This is a genomic window from Stenotrophomonas sp. YJH_SMC_6 (genome assembly GCF_059371335.1).
Genome location: NZ_JCAFUM010000020.1, coordinates 18,228 through 30,830, shown reverse-complemented (window position 1 = coordinate 30,830; position 12,603 = coordinate 18,228). Strand labels below are relative to the sequence as shown.

General features: G+C 66.2%; 12 protein-coding genes. 8 read left to right on the top strand and 4 right to left on the bottom strand.

What is annotated here, in order from left to right; all coding sequences use genetic code 11:
- The first annotated feature begins 233 nt into the window (after window positions 1-233).
- From AC5P9N_RS20310 to arsC, 3 genes are all read left to right on the top strand, one after another.
- The gene (locus tag AC5P9N_RS20310) at window positions 234-719 is read left to right on the top strand and encodes a DUF456 domain-containing protein (RefSeq protein ID WP_043034719.1); all 486 of its coding nucleotides are present in this window, start codon (window positions 234-236) and stop codon (window positions 717-719) included.
- A gap of 119 nt (window positions 720-838) precedes the next feature.
- A complete protein-coding gene (locus tag AC5P9N_RS20305) occupies window positions 839-1,993 on the top strand; it encodes a phospholipase A (RefSeq protein ID WP_005413953.1) in 1,155 nt (384 codons plus the stop codon).
- The gene (arsC, locus tag AC5P9N_RS20300; RefSeq protein ID WP_005413954.1) at window positions 1,993-2,334 is read left to right on the top strand and encodes an arsenate reductase (glutaredoxin); all 342 of its coding nucleotides are present in this window, start codon (window positions 1,993-1,995) and stop codon (window positions 2,332-2,334) included. Before AC5P9N_RS20305 ends, arsC begins: the two co-directional genes overlap by 1 nt.
- 188 nt (window positions 2,335-2,522) lie before the next feature.
- Here the strand turns inward: arsC and AC5P9N_RS20295 are convergent, their stop codons facing one another.
- The 3 genes from AC5P9N_RS20295 to AC5P9N_RS20285 all read right to left on the bottom strand — a co-directional run bounded on the left by AC5P9N_RS20295 (window position 2,523) and on the right by AC5P9N_RS20285 (window position 5,199).
- Complete coding sequence (locus AC5P9N_RS20295; protein ID WP_049397922.1) at window positions 2,523-3,158, bottom strand: glutathione S-transferase family protein; 636 nt, start codon at window positions 3,156-3,158, stop codon at window positions 2,523-2,525.
- Between the two features lie 58 nt (window positions 3,159-3,216).
- Complete coding sequence (locus tag AC5P9N_RS20290) at window positions 3,217-3,555, bottom strand: hypothetical protein (protein WP_043034722.1); 339 nt, start codon at window positions 3,553-3,555, stop codon at window positions 3,217-3,219.
- Window positions 3,556-3,681: 126 nt separating this feature from the next.
- Window positions 3,682-5,199, bottom strand: coding sequence for a fumarate hydratase (locus AC5P9N_RS20285; RefSeq protein WP_005410296.1), 1,518 nt, complete (start codon window positions 5,197-5,199; stop codon window positions 3,682-3,684).
- 146 nt (window positions 5,200-5,345) lie between these two features.
- Here AC5P9N_RS20285 and AC5P9N_RS20280 point away from each other — a divergent pair, with 146 nt between their 5' ends.
- From AC5P9N_RS20280 to AC5P9N_RS20265, 4 genes are all read left to right on the top strand, one after another.
- Window positions 5,346-6,242 carry an RNA polymerase sigma-70 factor gene (locus AC5P9N_RS20280; RefSeq protein WP_043034723.1) on the top strand — a complete coding sequence of 299 codons (897 nt, stop codon included), beginning with the start codon at window positions 5,346-5,348 and terminating at the stop codon, window positions 6,240-6,242.
- 36 nt (window positions 6,243-6,278) lie between these two features.
- The gene (locus AC5P9N_RS20275; protein ID WP_005413960.1) at window positions 6,279-6,731 is read left to right on the top strand and encodes a carboxymuconolactone decarboxylase family protein; all 453 of its coding nucleotides are present in this window, start codon (window positions 6,279-6,281) and stop codon (window positions 6,729-6,731) included.
- A gap of 239 nt (window positions 6,732-6,970) precedes the next feature.
- Window positions 6,971-8,842, top strand: coding sequence for an ABC transporter ATP-binding protein (locus tag AC5P9N_RS20270; protein ID WP_024956642.1), 1,872 nt, complete (start codon window positions 6,971-6,973; stop codon window positions 8,840-8,842).
- 80 nt (window positions 8,843-8,922) lie between these two features.
- Window positions 8,923-9,702 carry a ferredoxin--NADP reductase gene (locus AC5P9N_RS20265; protein WP_005410300.1) on the top strand — a complete coding sequence of 260 codons (780 nt, stop codon included), beginning with the start codon at window positions 8,923-8,925 and terminating at the stop codon, window positions 9,700-9,702.
- A gap of 74 nt (window positions 9,703-9,776) precedes the next feature.
- Here the strand turns inward: AC5P9N_RS20265 and AC5P9N_RS20260 are convergent, their stop codons facing one another.
- Window positions 9,777-10,256, bottom strand: a complete 480-nt coding sequence (locus AC5P9N_RS20260) for a glutathione peroxidase (RefSeq protein ID WP_005413962.1) — start codon at window positions 10,254-10,256, stop codon at window positions 9,777-9,779.
- A 130-nt stretch (window positions 10,257-10,386) separates the two neighbouring features.
- On the opposite strand from AC5P9N_RS20260, the gene AC5P9N_RS20255 reads away from it, so the two are divergent.
- Window positions 10,387-12,555: a M3 family metallopeptidase gene (locus tag AC5P9N_RS20255; RefSeq protein WP_005410302.1), complete on the top strand. Its 2,169-nt coding sequence runs from the start codon at window positions 10,387-10,389 to the stop codon at window positions 12,553-12,555.
- Window positions 12,556-12,603: the final 48 nt, after the last annotated feature.

The following is a 12,603-nucleotide window of genomic DNA, read 5'->3' as shown; positions in this document are numbered from 1 at the left end:
ACTAACTCCCTGGTGACTCTCTCTTGTTGTTGGAAACGCCTGGTGGGCGGCTGACAAGCAAGGGGGAAGCGAGGTGCATCGATGCAGCGGATCGGGAAGATCTTGCTTCATCAGGCCACGATCCACGGTGACCTTGCCAAGCTCAGCGACTGCAACTTAACCCGCCCAAAACGAAAAAGCAACTGGCAAAATCTTTCACTGTCAACCCCAAAACGGCGACCATACGGGACAGCATGGGACTCTCATTCATCTTATATCTGCTAGCGGTCATTTTTGTCCTTGTCGGCATCGCCGGAATCATCCTGCCAGCCCTGCCCGGCATCCCGCTGGTGTTCATCGGACTGCTGCTGGCGGCTTGGGCGGACGGCTTCACCCACGTCGGCTGGCCGACCCTGGTGGCGCTGGGCGTACTGACCGTCCTCTCGCTGCTGGTGGACGTGCTGGCCACGGTGGTGGGTGCGCAGCGGGTCGGTGCCAGCCGCAAGGCACTGTGGGGTACGTTCGTCGGCAGCATCGTCGGCCTGTTCTTCATGCCGATCGGCCTCTTTGCAGGCCCCCTGATCGGCGCCCTGGCCGGCGAGTACTGGCACACCCGCGAACTGGGGCGCTCGACCAGGGTAGGCCTGGCCACCTGGCTCGGTATCCTGCTCGGCCTGGCGCTGAAACTGGCCGTGGTGATCGCGATGCTCGGCCTGTTCGCCTTCGCCTGGTTCCTGTAACCCGCGCTGCCTTCACGCCGCGCGCACGCGGTGCCCGTGCATAAACCGTGGGGGCTGGCCGTGAACCGGTGCAGCCGCCACACTGTGCGATTCCCGTATTCACCTAAGGGCCTGCTGCAATGACCCTGTCTCCGCTGCTTCCCCGTCTCGCGCCGCTGGCGCTGGCCCTGGCCAGTGCGCCGCTGGCCGCGCAGGAGTTCGCGCCCAGCGCCGAAGCCTCGCCGGCCGCGTGCGCGGCGATTACCACCGATGCTGCCCGCCTGGCCTGTTATGACCGCCAGTTCGGCCGTACCCCGCAGGCCACTGCCGAGGCCGACGCTGCGGCCGAGGCGGCCGCGCAGGCCCGTCGCGAAGAACGTCAGACTGCACGCGTGAGCCAGGGCGAAGAGAAGCTGCGCGAGCGGGTCAGCGATCTGTTCCGTCCAGCAGCCCCTGACAGCGCACTGGCCAATGCTGGCCGCGGTTCGCTGCTGGACAGCCGCTGGGAACTGGCCGAGGACTCCAAGCTGGGCCCGTTCCAGCTGCGCGCCTACAAGCCGGTGTACCTGCTGCCGGCGTTCTGGACCAGCGATCGCAACACCACGCCGCATTCGCCGAACCCGGCCAACACGGTCACCACGCCGCAGGTGCTGGACAGTGCCGAGCTGAAGTTCCAGATCAGTTTCAAGACCAAGATCGCCGAGAACCTGTTCGGCGACAACGGCGACATCTGGGCCGGCTACACCCAGAGCTCGCGCTGGCAGGCCTACAACGGCGAGGATTCACGCCCGTTCCGCGAAACCAATTACGAGCCGGAAGTGATGATGGTGTTCCGCAACGGCTACTCGATCGGTGGCTGGCGCGGGCGCATGACCGGCATCGCGCTGAACCACCAATCCAACGGCCGCGCCGACCCGCTTTCGCGCAGCTGGAACCGGGTGATGCTCAACATCGGCCTGGACCGCGAGAACTGGGCGCTGGTACTGCGCCCCTGGTACCGCATTCCCGAGACCCGCAGCGACGACAACAACCCGGACATCGAGGATTACATGGGCCGCGGTGATGCGACCCTGACCTGGAACCGCAACGGCCACGAAGTCTCGCTGATGGCGCGCCATTCGCTGCGCACCGGCAGCCGCTCGCACGGTGCCCTGCAGCTGGATTACGGTTTCCCGATCAGCAACCTGCTGCGCGGGCATGTGCAGGTGTTCGACGGTTATGGCGAAAGCCTGATCGACTACAACCACAAGGCCACCTACGTGGGCGTGGGCGTGTCGCTGCTGGAGTGGTTCTGATGCCCGTGACGATCTGGCACAACCCGGCCTGCAGCAACTCGCGCGGCGCATTGAAGCTGATACGTGATGCCGGCTTTGATCCAGTGGTGATCGAGTACCTCGGCAATCCACCCGATGTGGCCACACTGCGCCAGGTGCTGGCCGAATCAGGATTGAGCGCACGTGATCTGGTGCGCAGCAAGGAAGCGCAGTTCGCCGAACTGGGCCTGGAAGGTGCGGACGAGGCCACGCTGCTGGCCGCGATGGCCGAACACCCGCGACTGATCAACCGCCCCGTGGTGCGCACGGACAAGGGCACACGCCTGTGCCGTCCACCGGAAACAGTGCTGGAGATCCTGTAACCCGCCTCGCCGCCACGTAGCGGAGCGTGTTGGTAGAGTCGACTGTTGGTAGAGTCGACTGTTAGTCGACTCCCTCCTCACCCTTCATATGCATCCGCGGAAAAGCCCGCACTGCGTGCGATAGTCGACTGACATTCGACTCTACCCCAGCGCCCTCTTCTACCCGGACGCCCTCCTCCCCGGCTGGCTTACAGCCAGTCGGTGATGCCTTCGCGGCGGTACACCTCGGCGAACGCCGGGCGCGCCTTCATCAACGTGGCGTGCGCCTTCAGTACCGGCCAGGTGTCGGTGGGCCTGGGCATGTTGCGCGACCAGCGCATCAGCATCACCAGCATGTAGTCGACCACGCAGGGCGTGGCGCCCAGCAGGTAGGGGCCATGTGCATGCAGGTGCGCGGCCACATGCTGCCAGGCCGCTTCCAGGCGCTGCCGTGCCATCCCGCGGCTGGCCTCGATATTCGCCTCGCCCGCCATTTCGTGTGGATAGAACCAGGCTCGATAGGCCGGCTGCAGCGTATTGGCACACCAGAACATCCAGCGGTAGGCATCGGCGCGCTGCGGCGTGCCCAGCGCGGGCAGCAGGTTGGCGTCCGGATGGCGATCCGCCAGGTACAACGCAATGGCCGCCGCTTCAGTCAGTACCAGGCCATCGATCAGCAGTGTCGGCACCACACCGGCCGGATTCAGCGCCAGGTACTCCGCCGACTTGTGCTCGCGCGCGTCGAAATCCAGCAGCACCAGTTCATGCTCGATGCCCAGCTCGATCAGCAGCCAGTGCACCACCAGCGCGGCGGTACTGGTCGAACCATACAGCGTGGTGATCATGCAGAAGATCCTGTACAGGTGGATCAGCCGATTATGCGCCCGCGCGCACGATCGTTGCTCAGCCGCAGCTGCTCATGCAGGAATCCCGGCGTTCGCCACAGGACATCATCGGCGCGCGCATCGTACAGTCATGCGTCTTCAGTTCGCAGGCATGGCGCAGGTCCGGGTTGTCCACGTCCTTGCAGCGCTTGTCCGGCGCCGGCACCATCCGCTGCTCGCAATTGCTCTGGCGGCTGCCGAGAGAGTCATTCTGCGCCATGCAGCTGCGATAGCCGGCCTGGCACTGCACGCGGCACTGCGCCGATGCAGGGAAATCCGCGCCTTCGTGCGACGCTGGGGTGTTGCAGCCGGCCAGCGCCAGCAGCATGCCTACCGCGATGAATCGATGCAGGGCCATGGACACGTCCTGTGCGAGGGTGTGCCGACCGTAGCAGAGCAAGGGCTACAGGCGCGTTAATCCTCCCCCCGGATACAACAACGGCGCCACACGGGCGCCGTTGTCTGGACCGGAGCGCGCGGGGAGTTACTCCACCACCACCGGAATCTTGCCGATGCGGGCCTGCCATTCGCGCGGGCCGGTCTTGTGCACCGATTCACCGGTGGAGTCGACTGCCACGGTCACCGGCATGTCCTGCACGGTGAACTCGTAGATCGCCTCCATGCCCAGGTCAGCGAAACCAACCACCTTGGCGGCCTTGATCGCCTTGGACACCAGGTAGGCCGAGCCACCCACGGCCATCAGGTAGGCCGACTTGTGCTTCTTGATCGCCTCGATCGCGGCCGGGCCGCGCTCGGCCTTGCCGACCATGCCCAGCAGGCCGGTCTGTGCCAGCACCTGCTCGGTGAACTTGTCCATGCGGGTGGCGGTGGTCGGGCCGGCCGGGCCCACCACTTCGTCGCGCACCGGATCGACCGGGCCGACGTAGTAGATGAAGCGGCCCTTCAGATCGACCGGCAGTTGCTCGCCCTTGTTGAGCATGTCGACCATGCGCTTGTGCGCGGCATCGCGGCCGGTCAGCAGCTTGCCGTTGAGCAGCAGGGTCTGGCCCGGCTTCCAGCTGGCCACGTCTTCCGGCGTGATCGTGTCCAGGTCCACGCGGGTGCCCTTGGACGCGTCGTAGGTCAGCTTCGGCCAGTCTTCCAGCGACGGCGGGTCCAGCATCACCGGGCCGCTGCCATCGAGGGTGAAGTGCGCATGGCGGGTGGCCGCGCAGTTCGGGATCATCGCCACCGGCAGGTTGGCCGCGTGGGTCGGGTAGTCGTTGATCTTGATGTCGAGCACGGTGGTCAGGCCACCCAGGCCCTGCGCACCGATGCCCAGCGCGTTGACCTTCTCGTACAGCTCCAGGCGCAGCTCTTCGATGCGGTTGGACGCACCACGGGCCTGCAGCTCGGTGATGTCGATCGGCTCCATCAGTGCTTCCTTGGCCAGCAGCATCGCCTTCTCGGCGGTGCCACCGATGCCGATGCCGAGCATGCCCGGCGGGCACCAGCCGGCGCCCATGGTCGGCACGGTCTTCAGCACCCAGTCGACGATCGAGTCGGACGGGTTGAGCATGGCGAACTTGGTCTTCGCTTCCGAACCACCGCCCTTGGCGGCGACGATCACGTCGACCTTGTTGCCCGGCACGACCTTGACGTTGACCACGCCCGGGGTGTTGTCCTTGGTGTTGATGCGCTTGCCGGCCGGATCAGCCAGCACCGAAGCGCGCAGCTTGTTGTCCGGGTGCATGTAGGCACGGCGCACGCCTTCATTGGCCATGTCTTCCACGCCCATGGTGGCGTCGTCCCAGCGCACGTCCATGCCGATTTCCAGGAACACGGTGACGATGCCGGTGTCCTGGCAGATCGGACGGTGGCCTTCGGCGCACATCCGCGAATTGATCAGGATCTGGGCCATCGCTTCCTTCGCGGCCGGCGACTCCTCGCGCTCGTAAGCGGCGGCAAGGTTCTTGATGTAGTCGACCGGGTGGTAGTACGAGATGTACTGCAGCGCGTCGGCGATGGACTGAATGAGGTCTTCCTGCTTGATCGATGTCACGTCTTGCTCGCTTGCTCGAGGCTGGCGGGGGTAATCCGCCCATTTTACCCCCTCCCCCGGCCCCGGGGTGGTAGTGCCGGCCGCTGGCCGGCAAGATTCCCCCGACGCTCTGTCACGCCACGCGCCACTGCGGCGTCCCTGCCCACATGAACGCCGAAACCGCTTTCCAGACCCACCGCCCGCGCCTGATGGCCCTGGCCTACCGCCTGCTTGGCAGCCGCGCCGACGCCGAAGACGTGGTCCAGGATGCCTGGCTGCGCTGGTCCGGCGCCGACCCGGCGGCCGTCCGCGACCCCGAAGCCTGGCTGGTCACCACCACCACCCGGCTCGGCCTGGACCGGCTGCGCGCGGCCAAGCGCGAGCGCGTGCACTACGTCGGCCCATGGCTGGCCGAGCCGCTGGCGGTCACCCTGGAGCCCGACCCGGCGCCCGGCCCGGCCCAGCTGCATGCCCTGGCCGACGACGTTTCGGTCGCCTTCCTGACCCTGCTTGAACAGCTCGGCCCCGAGGAACGCGCCGCTTTCCTGCTGAAGGAGGCCTTCGACCACGACTACCGCGAGATCGCCGAGCTGATCGGCCACAGCGAGGCCAACTGCCGGCAGCTGGTGCACCGTGCCCGGCAGCGCCTGCAGGCCGGACGGCCGCGCTTCAACGCCGATGCAAGCCAGCACCGGCAGCTGCTGGCGCGCTTCATGGATGCCTCGCAGCGCGGCGACAGCGAGGCGATCCAGGCCCTGTTGCACACCAACGCGTTGCTGGTGTCCGACGGCGGCGGTGTGGTCACCGCAGCGGTGCGCCCGCTGCTGGGCGCCGAGCGCATCGGTCGCCTGTTCTGGGCCATTGCCCGCCGCGGCGCGGTGCATCCGGCGCAGTTGGGCTACGTCAACGGCGAGCCGGCGATCCTGCGCTTTGTCGGTGATCGCTTGCACTCGGTCACCACCATCGAGGTGGTCGATGGCCGCATCGCCAACGTGTACAGCGTGTTGAATCCGGAAAAGTTGCCGAAGGTTGTCACGCGCGGCGACGCTGCGGCGTCCTGGTAGTGAAAGGCGGCCATCGTGGCCGCCGTGGAGCCCCCGATGTCCAATCACACTTCTCCCCGCGTCCCCTACACCCGCCTGGCCGCCGAGGCCTTCAAGGGCCTGCTGGCCACCAGCCAGGCGGTGCATGACAGCTCGATCGATCCGACCCTGATGGAACTGGTGTTCCTGCGCGTGTCGCAGCTCAACGGCTGCGGCTACTGCATGGACATGCACGGCACGGCGCTGCGCAAGGGCGGCATCGAGCCGCGCAAGCTGGACACGCTGCCGGCATGGCACGAGAGCCGCTTCTTCGACGAACGCGAGCGCGCGGCGCTGGGCTGGGCCGAGGCACTGACCCGGCTGACCGACGGCGCGCCGTCGCAGGCGGCGTTCGATGCATTGGCGCCGCACTTCGATGAGAAGGGCATCAGTGACCTGAGCATGGGCATCGCGGTGATCAATGCCTGGAACCGCCTCGGTGCGGGGTTGCTGCCGCCGCTGCCGGCCTGACCCACCCCGCCTTCGACAGTTCATCGGTGCTGCTGGTAGGTGTCGACCTTGGTCGACACGGTAGATCCACGCCATGCGTGGATGCGGGAGAGTCGGATCCCTTCGCTTCGCGAAGGGCCCTGACCCGCTGTGGGTCGCTGGGGTCAGAGCCCTTTGCCGCGCAAAGGGATCTGACCCCGGTGCCGGCCACACGCCTGCACTGACCCCCTCTGCACGTATCAGGCGCGCACAATACGCGCATGCCTGCTACCCCCACCGCTGGCGCTGCCGCCGCGAAGAAACCCAGCCTGCGCCAGCGCTTCAGGGCGATGCGCAACCTGCCGCCGTTCCTGCGCATGGTCTGGAAGACCAGTCCCGCGCTCACCCTGGCCAGCCTCGGGCTGCGCCTGATCCGCGCGCTGCTGCCGGTGGCGATGCTGTACGTCGGCAAGCTGATCATCGACAGCGCCCTGCACCTGAGCCAGCACGACGCGGGCTTCCCGCCGCTGGGCGAAGCGCTGTCCAGCGGCGTGCTGAATCCGCTGCTGGGCCTGCTGGCGCTGGAATTCGGCCTGGCCATCGCCTCGGACCTGCTCGGCCGGCTGGTCAGCTACGCCGATGCCCTGCTCTCCGAGCTGTTCGCCAACGTCACCAGCATCCGGCTGATGGAACACGCGGCAACGCTGGATCTGGAGGACTTCGAGGACCCGGACCTGCAGGACAAGCTGGACCGTGCGCGGCGCCAGACCATGGGCCGGATGAACCTGATGAGCCAGCTGTTCGGCCAGGTCCAGGACGCGATCACCGTGGCCAGCCTCGCCGTTGGCCTGCTGGTCTACGCACCGTGGCTGATCCTGCTGCTGGTGCTGGCACTGGTGCCGGCCTTCATCGGTGAATCGCACTTCAATGCGGCCGGTTACAGCCTCAACTTCCAGTGGACGCCCGAGCGCCGCCAGCTCGACTACCTGCGCCAGCTCGGTGCCAGCGTGGAAACGGCCAAGGAAGTGAAGATCTACAACCTGCACCGCTTCCTGGTGGAACGTTACCGGCGGCTGTCGGTGGCGCTGTTCCAGGCCAACCGTGCACTGGCCCGGCGCCGCGCGTTCTGGGGCACGCTGCTGGCTGCGCTGGGCACGCTGGGCTACTACACCGCCTACGCCTACATCGCTTGGCGCACGGTACGCGGCGATTTCTCGATTGGCGACCTGACCTTCCTTGCCGGCAGCTTCCTGCGCCTGCGCCAGCTGCTGGAAGGCCTGCTGATCGGCTTCTCGCAGGTGGCCAGCCAGGCGCTGTACCTGGACGACCTGTTCTCGTTCTTCCAGATCGAGCCGGAAATCCACTCGCGTGAAGGCGCCATACGCGTGCCGCAGCCGATCCGCCAGGGCTTCGTGTTCGAGAACGTCGGCTTCCGCTATCCCGATGCCGAACAGTGGGCGGTGCGCCACCTCGATTTCCAGCTGCAGGCCGGCGAAGTGCTGGCCCTGGTCGGCGAGAACGGCGCGGGCAAGACCACGCTGGTGAAACTGCTGGCACGGCTGTACGAGCCGGACGAAGGCCGCATCCTGCTCGACGGCCGCGACCTGCGCGACTACGACCTGGACGACCTGCGCGCCAACCTCGGGGTGATCTTCCAGGACTTCGTGCGCTACAACCTCAGCGCCGGCGAGAACATCGGCGTCGGCCAGGTCGAGGCGATGGACGACCAGGCACGCATCGCCGATGCCGCGCGGCGAGGCATGGCCGAGGAAGTGATCGACGACCTGCCCGGCGGCTACGACCAGCTGATCGGGCGCCGCTTCAAGCAGGGCGTGGACCTGTCCGGTGGCCAGTGGCAGAAGATCGCCATTGCCCGCGCGTGGATGCGCAATGCGCAGGTGATGATCCTGGATGAGCCAACGGCAGCGCTGGATGCGCGCAGTGAGTTCGAAGTGTTCCAGCGGTTCAGGGAGCTGGCGGATAATCGTACGGCAGTGCTGATTTCCCACCGTTTCTCTTCGGTACGCATGGCCGATCGCATCCTGGTGCTGGCCGATGGCCGCATCGAGGCCAGCGGCACCCATGCGCAGCTGATGGCCCAGGGAGGACGGTACGCCGAGCTGTTCGAGCTGCAGGCGGCGGGTTACCGCTGAGAACGCCTCTCGTTCCGCCCAATGAGAACCCATCTCATTTGAGATAGAATCAACCCCGACGACTTTCGATAGATACGCCCATGTCCTCCGCTTTCGGCGCCGAAACGGTGCTTGAGGTCCGTCACTGGACCGATGCCTACTTCAGTTTCACCACTACCCGCGACAGCGGCTTCCGCTTCGAGAACGGCCAGTTCGTGATGATCGGCCTGGAAACCGAGGCACGGCCGCTGCTGCGCGCCTATTCCATCGCCAGCGCCAACTGGGAAGAGCACCTGGAGTTCTTCAGCATCAAGGTGCAGGACGGACCGCTGACCTCGCGCCTGCAGCACATCAAGCCGGGCGACAAGGTGCTGGTCGGCAAGAAGCCCACCGGCACCCTGCTGATCAGCGACCTGCACCCGGGCAGGAACCTGTACCTGCTGGGCACGGGCACCGGCATGGCGCCGTGGCTGTCGGTCATCAAGGACCCGGAGACCTACGAGCGCTTCGAGAAGGTGATCCTCTGCCACGGCGTGCGCTACGAGAAGGATCTGGCCTACCGCGATTACTTCGAGAAGGAACTGCGTGAGCACGAGTTCCTGGGCGAGATGATCGGCGACAAGCTGCTGTACTACCCGGCCGTCACCCGCGAGCCGTTCGCCAACCAGGGCCGCCTGACCCAGCTGATGGAAAGCGGCCAGATGCAGCGCACCCTCGGCCTGCCGGAGCTGAGCCCGGAAAACGACCGCGCGATGATCTGCGGCAGCCCGCAGATGCTGGCTGATCTGCGCAGCGTGCTCGATGCCCGCGGCTTCCAGGTCTCGCCGCGCATCGGCCAGCCGGGTCACTACGTGTTCGAACGCGCGTTCGTCGAGAAATGATCTGCAACGGCAGTGCCGGCCGCTGGCCTGCTCTCCGTGCGCTACGGAATTGCCGGCCAGCGGCCGGCACTACCTCACAGCAGCGCTTCGATCGCGCTGCGCAGCTGTTCCGGCCTGGTGGTTGGCGCAAAGCGCGCAGCCACCCGCCCCTGGCGATCGACCAGGAACTTGCTGAAATTCCACTTGATGCGGGCGCTACCCAGCAGGCCGCGCTTCTCGCGTGACAGCCAGGCCCACAACGGATCAGCCCCCTCGCCGTTGACCTCGATCTTCTCCGAAAGCGGGAAGCTGACCGGATAATCCAGCGAACAGAACTGGCGGATCTGGGCGGCGTCCCCCGGCTCCTGCGCGCCGAACTGGTTGCATGGGAAGCCGATCACCACCAGGCCACGCTCGCGATATTCCTGCCACAGCTGTTCCAGCCCGGTGTACTGCGGGGTGAAGCCACAGCGGCTGGCGACATTGACCAGCAACAGCGGGTGACCCCGGTACCCGGCGAGGGCCTGTGGCTGGCCGTCGAGGTCGCGGAAGCTGAAATCGTAGGCAGTGGTCATGGCGCTGAACCGTGGGCGGTGAATGCATGGTACCCGCGCCCGGCCGCGGCAACATGCCTTTTGACACAAGTGCGGGCGCCGCCGGCCGGGTTACCCTCGGGCCCTTGTTTGCCTTACCGGAGTTCCTGCCTTGACCACCCGCCTTGCCCTTGCCGTGGCCATGTCCCTCGGCCTTGCCCTGCCCGCCTTCTCGGCCGGCGCCGCCACCCCGGCCGCCAGCAGCACCGCCCAGCAGGCCAATCCGTTCTTCGCCGAAAGCCCGCTGCCGCTGCACTTCCCGCAGTTCGACAAGATCAAGGACAGCGACTTCGCCCCGGCCTTCGACGCCGGCATGGCGCAGCAGCTGAAGGAAGTGGAGGCCATCGCCAACAACAAGGCCAAGCCGACCTTCGACAACACCATCATCGCCCTGGAAAAGAGCGGTGACATCCTCGACCGCGCGACCACCGTGTTCTTCAGCCTGGTCGGTGCCGACACCAACGACACCCGCAAGAAGCTGCAGGCCGACTACTCGGCGAAGTTCGCCGCGCACAGCGATGCGATCGCGCTGAACGGCAAGCTGTTCGCCCGCATCCAGGCGCTGTACGACACCCGCAGCCAGCTGGGCCTGGACGCCGAAGGCGTGCGCCTGGTCGAGAAGTACTACGACAACTACGTGCGCGCAGGCGCCAAGCTGTCCGACGCCGACAAGGCCAAGCTGAAGGAGATGAACGCCGAGCTGGCCAACCTGGGTACCAAGTTCAGCCAGAACGTGCAGTCGGAGGTGAACGCTTCGGCGATCACCGTCGACGACGTCAAGCAACTGGACGGCCTGTCCAAGGAGCAGATCGCCGCCGCCGCCGAAGCCGCCAAGGCCCGCGGCCAGGACGGCAAGTACGTGATCACCCTGCTCAACACCACCGGCCAGCCGCCGCTGACCAACCTGGCCAACCGCGCCCTGCGCCAGAAGATCTACGAAGCATCGGTGAGCCGCGGCAGCCGCGGCGGTGAGTTCGACAACACCGCGCTGGTCTCGCGCATCATGCAGCTGCGCGCCGACAAGGCCAAGCTGATGGGCTTCCCGAACTTCGCCGCCTACAACCTGACCAACCAGACCGCCAAGACCCCCGAAGCGGTCAACGCGATGCTGGGCAAGCTGGCCCCGGCCGCGGTGGCCAACGCCAAGCGTGAAGCCGCCGACCTGCAGGCGATGATCGACCAGGAACAGAAGGCCGCTGGCAAGCCGACGTTCAAGCTGGAACCGTGGGACTGGGCCTTCTACAGCGAGAAGGTGCGCCAGGCCAAGTACAACTTCGACGAGTCGCAGCTGAAGCCGTACTTCGAAATGAAGAACGTGCTGGAGAACGGCGTGTTCTACGCCGCGGGCCAGGAATTCGGCCTGACCTTCAAGCAGCGCACCGACCTGCCGGTCTACCACGATGACGTCACCGTCTACGACGTGTTCGACGCCGACGGCAGCCAGCTGGCGATCTTCATCTTCGACCCGTATGCACGCGCCTCCAAGCGCGGTGGCGCGTGGATGAACTCCTACGTCTCGCAGTCCAAGCTGACCGGCTTCAAGCCGGTGGTCGCCAATCACCTGAACATTCCGAAGCCGCCGGCCGGCCAGCCGACCCTGCTGACCTGGGACGAGGTGAACACCACGTTCCACGAGTTCGGCCACGCCCTGCACGGCATGTTCTCCAACGTGAAGTACCCGTACTTCTCGGGCACCTCGGTGCCGCGTGACTTCGTCGAGTTCCCCTCGCAGGTCAACGAGATGTGGGCCGACAACCCGGTCATCCTGAAGAACTACGCCAAGCACTACCAGAATGGTTCGGCGATGCCGCAGGCACTGCTGGACAAGGTGCTGGCGGCAGCCAAGTTCAACCAGGGCTTCGCTACCACCGAGTACCTGGGTGCGGCCATGCTGGACCAGCGCTGGCACCAGATCGGCGCCGACCAGGTGCCGGCCGCCAAGGACGTGATGGCCTTCGAGCGCGCCGCGCTGGAGAAGGACGGCATCTACTACGCGCCGGTGCCGCCGCGCTACAAGACCCCGTACTTCAGCCACATCATGGGCGGCTACTCGGCCGGTTACTACGCCTACATCTGGTCGGAAGTGCTCGACGCCAACACCCAGAAGTGGTTCAAGGACAACGGCGGCCTGAGCCGCAAGAACGGCGACCACTTCCGCGCCACCCTGCTGTCCAAGGGCGGCAGCGTCGACGCGATGCAGCTGTTCCGCGATTTCGCCGGCCACGAGCCGCAGATCGAACCGCTGCTGGAAAAGCGTGGCCTGACCGGCGCCGGCAACTGATCGCCCGCGCAGTAGCCTGAAACGAAAAACCGCCCGGGAAACCGGGCG

Coding starts and splice junctions, on each gene's coding strand:
- AC5P9N_RS20295 (WP_049397922.1), bottom strand. CDS start 3,158: ATGATCACCACGCTGTATGGTTCGACCAGTACCGCCGCGCTGGTGGTG.
- AC5P9N_RS20310 (WP_043034719.1), top strand. CDS start 234: ATGGGACTCTCATTCATCTTATATCTGCTAGCGGTCATTTTTGTCCTT.
- AC5P9N_RS20275 (WP_005413960.1), top strand. CDS start 6,279: ATGTCCAATCACACTTCTCCCCGCGTCCCCTACACCCGCCTGGCCGCC.
- AC5P9N_RS20290 (WP_043034722.1), bottom strand. CDS start 3,555: ATGGCCCTGCATCGATTCATCGCGGTAGGCATGCTGCTGGCGCTGGCC.
- AC5P9N_RS20280 (WP_043034723.1), top strand. CDS start 5,346: ATGAACGCCGAAACCGCTTTCCAGACCCACCGCCCGCGCCTGATGGCC.
- arsC (WP_005413954.1), top strand. CDS start 1,993: ATGCCCGTGACGATCTGGCACAACCCGGCCTGCAGCAACTCGCGCGGC.
- AC5P9N_RS20260 (WP_005413962.1), bottom strand. CDS start 10,256: ATGACCACTGCCTACGATTTCAGCTTCCGCGACCTCGACGGCCAGCCA.
- AC5P9N_RS20265 (WP_005410300.1), top strand. CDS start 8,923: ATGTCCTCCGCTTTCGGCGCCGAAACGGTGCTTGAGGTCCGTCACTGG.
- AC5P9N_RS20305 (WP_005413953.1), top strand. CDS start 839: ATGACCCTGTCTCCGCTGCTTCCCCGTCTCGCGCCGCTGGCGCTGGCC.
- AC5P9N_RS20270 (WP_024956642.1), top strand. CDS start 6,971: ATGCCTGCTACCCCCACCGCTGGCGCTGCCGCCGCGAAGAAACCCAGC.